The sequence below is a fragment of the Kocuria atrinae genome (assembly GCF_039531425.1).
Lineage (GTDB): Bacteria > Actinomycetota > Actinomycetes > Actinomycetales > Micrococcaceae > Kocuria > Kocuria atrinae.
On sequence record NZ_BAAAQA010000002.1, the window covers coordinates 25,933 to 37,360 of the forward strand.

Annotated in this window: 6 protein-coding genes and 1 pseudogene; 6 read left to right on the forward strand and 1 reads right to left on the reverse strand. The window is 63.6% G+C overall.

Translation table 11 applies throughout. From position 1 onward, the window contains the following. Nucleotides 1-260 precede the first annotated feature (260 nt). Nucleotides 261-680, forward strand: coding sequence for a hypothetical protein (locus ABD283_RS00725; RefSeq protein ID WP_344223161.1), 420 nt, complete (start codon nucleotides 261-263; stop codon nucleotides 678-680). On the opposite strand, the gene ABD283_RS00730 is transcribed toward ABD283_RS00725, so the two are convergent. Further along, a complete protein-coding gene (locus tag ABD283_RS00730; protein WP_344223162.1) occupies nucleotides 665-4,780 on the reverse strand; it encodes an FtsK/SpoIIIE domain-containing protein in 4,116 nt (1,371 codons plus the stop codon). The genes ABD283_RS00725 and ABD283_RS00730 overlap by 16 nt on opposite strands. Before the next feature lie 194 nt (nucleotides 4,781-4,974). On the opposite strand from ABD283_RS00730, the gene ABD283_RS00735 reads away from it, so the two are divergent. The 5 genes and pseudogenes from ABD283_RS00735 to ABD283_RS00755 all read left to right on the forward strand — a co-directional run. Then, the gene (locus ABD283_RS00735) at nucleotides 4,975-6,162 is read left to right on the forward strand and encodes a glycosyltransferase family 4 protein (RefSeq protein WP_344223163.1); all 1,188 of its coding nucleotides are present in this window, start codon (nucleotides 4,975-4,977) and stop codon (nucleotides 6,160-6,162) included. Between the two features lie 104 nt (nucleotides 6,163-6,266). Then, a complete protein-coding gene (gene glf / locus ABD283_RS00740; RefSeq protein ID WP_016997773.1) occupies nucleotides 6,267-7,454 on the forward strand; it encodes a UDP-galactopyranose mutase in 1,188 nt (395 codons plus the stop codon). Further along, nucleotides 7,451-9,472, forward strand: coding sequence for a glycosyltransferase (locus tag ABD283_RS00745; RefSeq protein ID WP_344223164.1), 2,022 nt, complete (start codon nucleotides 7,451-7,453; stop codon nucleotides 9,470-9,472). Before glf ends, ABD283_RS00745 begins: the two co-directional genes overlap by 4 nt. 109 nt (nucleotides 9,473-9,581) lie before the next feature. Next, nucleotides 9,582-10,448, forward strand: a complete 867-nt coding sequence (locus ABD283_RS00750) for an ABC transporter permease (RefSeq protein ID WP_344223165.1) — start codon at nucleotides 9,582-9,584, stop codon at nucleotides 10,446-10,448. A 75-nt stretch (nucleotides 10,449-10,523) separates the two neighbouring features. Next, nucleotides 10,524-11,216, forward strand: a pseudogene (locus tag ABD283_RS00755) (ABC transporter ATP-binding protein); the annotation flags it as partial. Nucleotides 11,217-11,428: the final 212 nt, after the last annotated feature.

Genomic DNA, 11,428 nt, shown 5'->3' on the forward strand with positions numbered 1-11,428 from the left:
CAGAAACACGGCATCACCATCGAGCGCGGGCTGAGCGCGACGGCAGAGTGTTCGGGGGGATGTACACACAGAAAAGGCCCGCGGTGGCCGGGCCTCAAAAGATGATCTGTCCAATACTTTCTCACGTGAACATCTCGTGAACAAGGGTCTGAGCGGTATATCACATCGAAAGTTCTCCCTCATCAACCGGCCGATCATGACCATTCGAGATCGAGATTAGAGTTGGGGGTGCCCGGCATGCCCTCACGAAAGGCCTTTCTATGGTCCCCGCCTCACAGCAGAAGTCCCCAGACCGCCCGTGGGCGGTGTGGTTGATCGGGGCAATTGTCGGCGTGGAGGCTCTCGCATTGGCGTATGTGGGCGTGCGATTCGTGATCTCGCTGTTCTCCGAGCACGTCGTTCCCACGGCGGGCATTATTTTCGGCGCCGTGGTCATGTTGGGTGCTGCCGCGTGGCTGGGTTCCGCGGCATGGGGCACGGTCAAGGGCCTGCGCTGGCCCCGTGCAGCCATCCTCGTGTCCCAGGCATTCCTGGTGATCGTTGGCATCTCACTGACTCAGGTGGGCGCCCGTGCCATCGGTGTGGCGTGTGTGGCAGCCGCGATCGTCGCACTCGTGGCGCTGTTCAATCGCGCGACCGTGGCGTGGATGGGGGAGTCCACGCGTCACCCGTCCCGCTGAGGGGTTTGCACAAGATCCGCGACGCCGCGGTGGATCCAGTAGCCGCGCCCGGGCGGGCCGCCCACGGGCATGCCGGCCAGCGAGGCGCCGAATAATTCCCCGTCGAAGGTTTTTCTGGGCCTGAGCAGTAGTGTGTCCGCCACGTGGCGCCACTGCATGAGTGGAGGAAAGAGCCCCGGCAGGCCGTCGCTCAACCGCATGGTCACGATGAGTCGAAGGTCTTTCGGCTCGCCTGCGCCGCACATTCCGCCACCCGACTGCCACAGGGAACCCAAGCGTTGGATGACCTGGGCGCCCAGCGAATCGGCGTCGTCGATGAGCAGGGTCGTCCCGGTGGCTGCCCCCGAAAACTTTCGCTCCAGATCCTCTGCTGATGTCGGATGGCATCGAAGCACCGTGCGCGTACCCAGTGATTCCTCGACCGAATCCAGGAAGGTACTACGGCCCGAGCGGGAGGGCCCCACGACCAACAGCGTGGATCCGGGAGTCCAGGGGGTGGACATGGGAACGTGTCCCGTCCCCAACCCCACGAGGAGACCCGGCACGCGGCCTTCTGGCCCGGACCAGCGTTCGGGGAGCGGACGGTAGCGGGGCCAGATGATCGTGTCCGGCGCGCTCGCAGAGACGTTATCGCTCATCGGAGGAAGGACGGATGGGCCACGGCCCGTGGACATGGGCTCGCCCGGGACTTTTCCGGGGAGCAGCTTGTCATCGTGAACAACTATCCCGCTGGGTTCAGGGAATTGGATCACGGTGTGAGCACCCGGCGAGCGATGCGCGGGTGCGGGGGAGCATCGCTCCGCCGAAGCTCCCTGCAGCACACCCCGGAGCGGGAGAGGCTTGACCGCTGGAAGGCGGGGCCACTGTAAGAGGGCCTCGGGAGTCTGCTCGGCGGGAAAGTACACGCGAGTGCGTCCGGCAGAGGACGCCCGGCCAACCGCCAAGGAGCGGTCTCCGCTCACGATCATGGCCACTCCGTTCTGCGTGCCGGCCGAGGCCAGGGCCAAGAGGTCATCCTCCAGATGCGCCCACGGCCCCGAGCGCAGCAGGGCGCAGCAGCGATCCCAGTCCTCGACTAGCAGCACGGCGGGTTCGGGCGGATCGCCGCGACCATCACTTGAGTGGGACAGATACCGCTGGGATCCGTCCGAGAGGCTGTCGAGCAAGCTCTTCACGTCAGCCGCATCGTATGCGGCGGCGGTGCCGTGGACCCACCCGAGATCCGACCAGCGCCGCGCGGGGTCTTGGAGCGCAGGAGTCGCCGTCATGACGTAGAGAGCTGGTGCTCTCCCGGAACAACTGTCCGGCCGCGAACGAGCTCGTATCAGTTGTTCTGCGACGGACAGCAGTGCCCGTGAGGTATGCATCGGCTGGCCGATCAAAAACAGTGTGCCGTCCTCCAGGGGGCGCCAGGCAGCTCGACCGGTCCAGTGCTCTGCCGAATTTTCCGCGGGGCCCAGGTCTACTTCGTCCCCACTGCTCGCTCGTGGCACGGCTGTTTCGGGCAGCGGCGCGGGAACGGGCCTCGCAATCGGGTTGTCCCGCGATGAACCGTTCGTGTTGTCTGAGCACTCGACCTCCGGCCCGACCAGGCAGCGATGAGCTGCTGCGATGTCGGCAACCACTCGGAGCACCCCGGAATCCACCGTGTGCGCCTGGCCGGCGCCGCGCGGCAAGCGGGCCGAAGGTGCCGTTTCCGGAAGCCTGATGCGTACCTCATCCACCGGTGGAGTCGAGCATCCAGTGAGGATTGCTGTCTGGACTTCCACAGGCTTGCCCTGACCGGTGTCGATGAAGGCCCTGCCCGGCGTCGTCGAAGAAATCCCGGCGGCAAGCGAGGTGCCAATGACGTCGGCGGAATCCTGCTCCGTCCGTACCCGTAGGCACATGGACTGCGTGACATTGGCCCGAACATCCGCGGGGATCGCGCCCTGCGGCCGCTGGGTAGCCAGAACCAAGTGAATTCCGAGTGAGCGCCCCACGGTGGCGATCTTGGCCAATTCGTCACCGGCGCTCGAGAATGCGTCCACGAGCATCTTGACCTCGTCGACCACGACCACCAGTTCCCGGAAGACCAGGGGCTCCGTGTCGGGGGTGGTGTGCAGGAGCTGGTGAAAGTCGGACAGGCCGTGTTGGGCCAGGAGACGTTCGCGGCGCCGTAGTTCGGAGCGCAAGAATTCCAAGGCCCGTTGCACATCGGCGGCGGCCAGGTCGGTGAGCAGCGTGGAACGTTGCGGTAGCCCGGTGAGGGGTGCCAACGCAGCACCGCCCTTGAAATCCACGAGCAAGAATTCAAGTCGCTCCGGCGGATAACGGCAGGCCAGCGTCGCTACGAGAGTACGCAGTACCTCTGACTTACCGCATCCCGTGGTCCCCGCAATCAACAAGTGGGGGTGCTCATCGCCGAGGGCGAGGCTTTCCACGCCGTGGTGGGACACACCGATCGCTGCCACCAATGAGGGTAAGCGTGCGTTCGCGGCCCACTGCTCCGGGATCTTAGATGGCTCGGGCAGGACCGGTTCGGAGCCCAAGGACGAGGGCAGCCCCGCTGCGTGCCGCAGCGAAGGAATCGCGGCTTGCGCCCGTGACCACTGCTGCATCGAGCGGCCGAATACCGCCGAACTCACTGCGTCCACGCTGAGCTCGAGTCGGTTACTGCCCGTGCTCGCATCCAGACCGGGTACCGCTTCCTCCACGTCGCAGGCCAGTGTTGCGGCGGCACCCCACGAGAGAACGGCGCCCGAACTGTCACCTTCGGTTCGGTCGCCGGCTACTGAGATCACGATGCGCACACGACCCTCGGCAGACGGGATCGCGGTGGCGGACCGCGCCGAGTACACCTCCAACGCCGGGCCGGTCACGGACCGGTGGTGCTGGACTTCCACCACACGAAGCGCGGGAAACGGTGGCGGTGACCAGCCGACCACCGGGTCAAGAATGAGCTGCTGGAGCGCTCCGGGACCCGTCAGCAATTGCAGCGCAAGGGAATTAATCACGTCCGCGCGGTGACGGGACGGCAGGGTGAGTTCCAGGTGGGGCACTCGAGACATGTCGAGAAGCACCGGGGCCAACCGGTGTGAGGCCGGCGCGGCACTGGGCCCATCGCCCAGCTGCACCGTTGCGACCCGGCCTGCCTCGCCCAACCGCACCCAGCGTTCGTGTGGCCCGGGCATGGTCGAGTGCCCGGGCCGGGCCATGGAGGCTCCGGAATCCAGTTTCTGCAGACGATCCACCAAGTCCGCCGCCGACGGCGCCGCCTCCCGGCACCGGCTCAGGTCACGTGCCAGCGCGGCCGTCAGCCGTGCTCGCTCTCGAGTTCTCACGGCTCGTCCTACACTCCAGCTGACCACTGCCACGATCGCTCCCACAGCACTGAAGAGCATGAAGAACCACATACCGGTGACCACGGTGATCACCACTCCCAGGACCAGGGGGAGCAGTCCCATGACCAAACCCATTCGGGGTCCCTGTCCCGAGGCTCGGTGGACCGTGATGATCCGTGCCGGGCTGTCGTCGTTGGCGGACGCGGTGGGCCAGCTCACTCGCCGACGAGTAGAGGTGTCGTCCGAGGGCATGATCAATTGCAGCCAGGAGTCCTCGCACCGCAACCGGTCACCTTCACGCAGTGGAACGGGCCCGGGCATGATGCGGACCTCGGCATGGTCCATCACGATTTCCGTTGAGTCGCTCGTGGCAGGATGTGCGGCCAGAGCAGGAACGCCGGCCACGGATTCCAACCACTGGGAGCCCCGCATGATCACCAGTTCGGTGCCGCATGCCACCCCGGCTACGACCCTGAGTCGGGGGCTGGGCATGTGCTGGTCGGCAGCGGACTGCGTCGACGCGGTGTGATGGGACGTCGGCGGGGCGGGTGCACTCGGATGCAGCGTGATTGCGGCGCCATCCAGCAGCGGTGGCTCGGCGAAACGCAATGACCGAACATCGACATTCTCGACCGTCAGCTCAGCTTCAGTGCCGAGGAAGGAACAGATCTCCCGGGCCAGGCGGCTCCCGGCGGTGCCCGGTTCTGCCTCGATAGCCACCCTGTGTTCCTGAGCGTCGACCGCACCGGCCCATTGCAGGCTGACCATGATTTCCATGGCCTTAGAACAGCATTCGTCAGCGTGAGCATCCGAGCCAGGCACGCACCGTGTGGAATCGTGCGGGAGGCCCCGTGCGGCGTCGTTCTTGTGGAGTGCGCGTGCCGTGCGGATGCGAAAGTATTGGGAAATTACCGGATGACGGCGGTGGACAGGCAGGTCACCGGGGCCGCCCACGTGAGACAGTGGAGCCTATGAGACCCCGGAAGGTTGTCATTGTCAGTAGGATTTTCACGCCGGAACCGGCGGCGGCCTCGTTCAGGTTGCGCGCACTGGCCAGGGGATTCGCCGCCGAGGGGGCGGACGTCACCGTGCTCACCACGCGCCCTCCGCGCGGCATGGCCGAAACGACCGCGGACGAACCGTATGCGGTGGTGCGCGTACCGGTGCTGCGTGACGAGTACGACTACGTGCGCGGCATTCCCCAGTACTTGAGTTTCGATATCCAGGCTTTTGCGCGGTTGCTCTTCATGGACGCTGACATCGTAGTCAGCGAGCCCCCGCCCACCACGGGACTGGCCGTGTGGGCCTCGAGTCTGCTGCGGCGTCGGCCGTATATCTGGTACAACCCGGACGTGTGGACCGCGGCGACCATCACCATGGACGTTCCGCGGATCGTCACCGCACTCATGCGCGTGGCCGAGACCGTTTCGGCGCGCTGCGCGGGCGGCGTGATCACCGTGTCGGAGGCCATGGGCGCGGAGCTCGCCAAGGTCACGGGCGTGAAGCGCGACAAGATGTTCGTCGCGGAGAACGGGATCGACACCGAGATTTTTACCCCGGACGGCCCGTCCGAAGAACTCGCCGAACCGTATTTCGTGTATGCCGGCTCCATGTCCGAATGGCAGGGAGCGGACGTGTTCATCCACGCGCTCGCCGAGATTCTCGACGAGCACCCGGACGTAAAAATCCACTTCCTGGGCCGAGGCTCGGATGTGGAACGCATGGAACGGGTGGCTCGCGAGGTCGCCCCGAACAACGTGGTTTTCGACGGCGTCCAGCCGCCCGAGCGCACGGCAGCCTTCACGCGCGGCGCGGTCGCCGCGCTCGCATCGATCGTGCCCGGTCAGGGCTACGACTTCTCCAAGCCCACCAAGGTTTATGCCTCCGCCGCGTGCGGAACGCCCGTGATCTACGCGGGTGCAAAGGGCGTGGCTGCCGACCTGGTTACGGAGAACGGTCTGGGCCAGGCGGTCGGGCACAAGGCGACTGAGGTGGCCGCCGCGATGCGCGCCGCACTGGAGCCCTCCGGTCTGCACGATCGCGATACAGGCGTACGACGCCGCTCGGACTGGGCCCGCGCCCACGCCTCCTTGGGTGCCTCGGGCCGCGCCGCAGCGAAATGGGTGCTCAGTGGATTCGTTCGGGACCGAGCGCGGTGACGGTCCACACAGCGTCAAGAAGGTACTGAACCGGCGGAGTCCGGTAGCTTAGGGCAAGATGTCTTGACCCTCACGGGGTCGTGAAGATGGTAGGGAGTAAACACGTGAACACTGATTTGGTGGTCGTGGGTTCGGGTCTGTTCGGTTTGACCGTGGCAGAACGAGCCGCCAGGGAATTGGGATTGAAGGTCACCATGATTGACCGCCGATCCCACCTGGGTGGAAACGCGTACAGCGAGAACGAGGAACGCACCGGGATCGAGGTGCACCGTTACGGCGCGCACCTGTTCCACACATCCAACGAGCGGGTGTGGGAGTACGTGAACCGGTTCACCGCGTTCACCAACTACGTGCACCGGGTGTACACCCGCCACAACGGCGAAGTGTTCCCCATGCCCATCAACCTGGGCACCATCAACCAGTTCTTCCGCTCGGCGTACTCGCCGGGTGAGGCACGGGACCTGATTCGTGAACAGGCCGGCGAGCTCGCGGGAACCGACCCGCAGAACCTCAACGATAAGGGCATTCAGCTGATCGGCCGCCCCTTGTACGAGGCGTTCATCAAGCACTACACCGGCAAGCAGTGGCAGACGGATCCCAAGGACCTGCCCGCGTCCATCATTTCGCGTCTGCCGGTGCGCTACACCTACGACAACCGGTACTTCAACGACACCCACGAGGGTCTGCCGGTGGACGGTTACACCGCGTGGCTGGAACGTATGGCGGACCACCCGAACATCGACGTTCGTTTGGAGACCGACTTCTTCGACGATTCACAGGAGTTCTCCAAGTCCAACGTGGTGGGTCAGGTTCCGGTCATCTACACCGGCCCGGTGGATCGCTACTTCGACTACACCGAGGGCGACCTCTCCTGGCGCACCATTGACCTGGAGGAGGAAGTCCTGGACATCGAGGACTTCCAGGGCACCTCGGTCATGAACTACCCGGATCCGGACGTACCCTTCACCCGCATCCACGAGTTCCGTCACTTCCACCCGGAGCGTGACTACACCAAGGACGCCACCGTGATCATGCGTGAGTTCTCCCGCTTCGCGGAAAAGGGTGACGAGCCCTACTATCCGGTGAACACCGCTACGGACCGCGAAAAGCTGCTGGCCTACCGTGATCTGGCCAAGGGCGAGAAGTCTGTGCTGTTCGGCGGCCGCCTGGGCACCTACAAGTACCTGGACATGCACATGGCCATTGGCGCCGCGCTGTCCATGGTGGACAACAAAATTGCACCGCACTTCACGTCCGGTGCACAGCTGAACAGCGGAGGCGTTGACGAGTGAGCGAGCAGACCCCACAGGACACAGCGGCTCGGTCGGGGGAGACCCAGGAGTACCTGGCCAAAATCACCAATGAGCCGACCAACGGTAAAGACCTGCGCGAAGTTGCGCGCGTGGTTTTCCCCGCCAACAAGGACCTGGACTCCTTGCCGCTCTACATTGACGGACCCATCAACGTGGAGGGCCCTTCCTCTGCGGGTTCGGACACTGCGTCGCAGCACCCGGATGACATCATTTCTCGCAGGTCTGCTCGGATTCGCCCCGGTAAGCGAGTCTCCTTCGGTTCCTACTTCAACGCCTTCCCTGCCAGCTACTGGCGTCGGTGGACCGTGGCGGATTCCGTGGTCCTGCGCGTCAAAACCACCGGTGCGGGCTCGCTGATCGTTTACCGTTCCAACGCGCGCGGCGTGGCCCAGCGCGTTGAGGACCGCCGAGTCGAGGGGACTGACACCCACGAATTCGAGCTGACGCTGGCGCCCTTCGGTGACGGCGGTTGGTACTGGTTCGATCTCATCTCGGACGACGAGGGCATGATCCTAGACGAGGCCAGTTGGCTGGTTCCTTCGGGCGATCGCCATGTAGGCCGCGTGACATTGGGTGTTACCACGTTCAACCGGCCTGACTACTGCGTCAACACGATCAAGACCATTGCCGCGGCCCAGGAATTGGACGCGGTTCTGGACGAACTGATCATTGTGGACCAGGGCAACAAGCTGGTCTCGGACGAGGTTGACTTCGCCGAGGCCGAGTCCGCAATGAATGGCAAGCTGCGCGTCATTCGCCAGGGCAACATGGGTGGCTCGGGCGGTTTTGCCCGCAACATGTACGAGGTACTCCAGGGGCGTGAGACGCCTCAGGGCGTGGAGAAGTCCGACTACGTGATCATCTTGGACGACGACATCCTCCTCGAGACCGAGGGTGTGCTGCGTGCGGCGGCGTTCGCCGACATGTGCCACACGCCGTCCATCATCGGCGGTCACATGTTCGACATGTACAACAAGCCGTTGCTCAACGCCTATGCAGAAGTTGTGAACCCCTATCGCTTCCTGTGGGGCCCCATCGACGGCCTGGGCGGAGTGGACTTCGCCGAGCGCGGTCTGCGTTCGCGGCCCAGGCTGCACCGCCGCTGGGATGCCGACTACAACGGCTGGTGGATGTGCCTGATTCCCCGTGTGGTCATGGAGGACATTGGGCTGTCCCTGCCCGTGTTCATCAAGTGGGATGATTCCGAATACTCGTTGCGAGCCAAGGAAGCCGGTTACCCCACCATTTCGCTTCCCGGTGCGGCCGTGTGGCACGTTTCGTGGGCTGACAAGGACGACGCCGTGGACTGGCAAGCCTACTTCCACGAGCGCAATCGCCTGATCGCTGCTCTCCTGCACTCTCCCTACTCCAAGGGCGGGCGGATGTTGCGTGAGTCCATCACCACGGATACCAAGCACGTGGTGTCCATGCAGTACTACCCGGCGAAGTCCGTGTTGTTGGCTATTCAGGACGTCCTGGCCGGGCCGGACGGACTCCATGAGATGCTGCCCACCCGGATGCCCGAGATTCGCGCCATGAAGGACGATTACTCGGACGCCCGTGTGGTGAAGGATCCGGCCGACCTCCCGCCGGTGCGCCGTAAGAAGCCTCCCAAGACCATGGAAGCTCCCAAGGCTCCCACCAAGCCGCAGCTCATTCCGTGGGCCGTGCGCACCGTCTTGAAGCAGACGCTGCGTCCGGTGCGGGACATGGCCAAGGAGAACCCCGAAGCCAATGTTGCCCACATGGACGGTCACTGGTCCTACCTGGCCACCCTGGATTCCGCGATCGTCTCCAATGCGGACGGTACGGGTGCCTCGTGGTACCGCCGTGACCCGGCGCAGGTGCGCGAACTGATGACCGAGAGCATCAAGCTGCACGCGGAGCTCTTTGCACAGTGGGAGTCGCTGAGCAAGCAGTACCGCGCTGCGCTTCCGGACATCACGTCACCGGAAGCCTGGGCGCGTACTTTTGCCGAGAACGGCCCCAAGAAGTAATTTTGCTCCATGCGCGACGCCGCACGTGTACGTTCGTTCGCGTGCGGCGTCGTCTTGTATCCGGTGATGCCCAAGAGGGTGCATCACGAGGAAAGGATGGCAACCCCGTATGAAAGCTCCCGTTTCGCATTTGAGGCCCCCGGGAAAAGATCGCGGGCTGCGGGACGTCTTGGAGAATCGGTTTCTGCTGAGGCTGATTGTCGACAAGGAAATCCAGATCCGCTACCGGGGAACCGTGCTGGGACTGCTCTGGTCCTATCTCAAGCCCGGGGTGCAGTTCCTGGTGTTCTACATTGCCATGGGCGTGTTCCTGGAACTCAACCGCGGTATTGAAAACTTCGCCGTGTATCTGTTCTCCGGAATCGTGGTGATGAACCTGTTCGGAGAGGTTTTCGGCAACGCCTCACGGTCGATCGTGGCCAACGGTGGCTTGCTGAAGAAGATCTATCTGCCCAGACAGCTATTTCCCGTCTCCAACCTGTTGGTGGCGTTCGTGCACTTTGTGCCGCAGCTGGCGATTCTCTTGATCGCCTGTTTTGCCACGGGGTGGCGGCCCGACCTGAAGCAATTGCTGGCCGTGCTGGTGGGGACGTTCATCATTGCCCTGTTCGCCCTGGGCCTGGGCATGCTCTTCACCACCTTCAACGTGTTCTTCAGGGACGCTGAGAACATCGTGGACCTGATCATCATGGTGTCCACCTGGGCCTCGCCCGTGCTCTACATGTGGACCATGGTCCGGGACAAGCTGTGGGACTGGGTGTACTTCGTGTACATGCTCAACCCGTTGACGGTGGCGGTGGAACTGTTCCACTACGGTTTCTGGTTCCCCACCACGGACACGCCACAGATCTGGCACGTGCCGCCGCACCTGCTGACGATGTGGACGCCGCTGGCCATTGTGGTCAGTTTGCTCATCTTCTTCGTTGGTGACCGTTTGTTCCGTGCCCAAGAGGGCAACTTCGCGCAGGAGCTGTAAATCATCGTGTCCAGTACTGCTAGCAAAACCGTTAAGGGACGTACCGAAGCGGATCTCGCGATCCGTGTGCAGAACATGAGCAAAGAGTTCGTGCTGCGCCACACCCGGTCCATGAAGGAAGCCCTCGTGTGGCTGGTCAAGGGCCGCAAGGGTGACCTCACCGCCAAGTTCAAGGCACTCAATGACGTCTCGTTCGACATCTATGACGGCGAGACCGTGGCGCTGTTGGGATTCAACGGCTCTGGCAAGTCCACGTCCCTCAAGATGATTTCCGGCGTGATGAATCCCGATTCCGGCACCATTCTTACTCGCGAAAAGGTCGCGGGTTTGATTGAGGTCGGCGCGGGTTTCCACCCGGACCTCACCGGTCGTGACAACGTGTACCTCAACGGGGCCATTCTGGGGATGACCAAAGCGGAGATTGACGAGAAGTTCGACGACATCGTGGAATTCTCCGAGATTGCCGAGTTCATCGACACCGAGGTAAAGTTCTACAGCTCGGGCATGTACCTGCGGCTGGCCTTCTCCGTGGCCGTCCACACGGATCCCGAGGTCTTCCTCGTGGACGAGATCCTGTCCGTGGGTGACGAGCCGTTCCAGAAGAAGTGCATCGGGCGCATCAAGGACCTGGTCCGCCGCGGCAAGACCCTGGTGGTGGTCAGTCACGACCTGAATCTGGTCATGGACATCTGCGAACGCGGAATCGTGATGGACCACGGGAATAAGGTCTTTGACGGGTCCGTGTACGGCGCGGTGGGCCACATGCGACGCCAGCCCGAGGACGAGGTCAAGCGCGAGCACGAGGAGAATCTCGCGCGAATGATCGAGGACAAGAAGCGGCACCGTGAGCGTGAGGCCACAGAAGCAGCCGAACGTGGCGAGGAGTTCAAGCCTCAGTACGACCCCGATCTGGATGGGCCGCTCACCGAGGAGGACGCGACGTCCTCCTAACCTGAGAACACATGACGACGGCGCTGCGA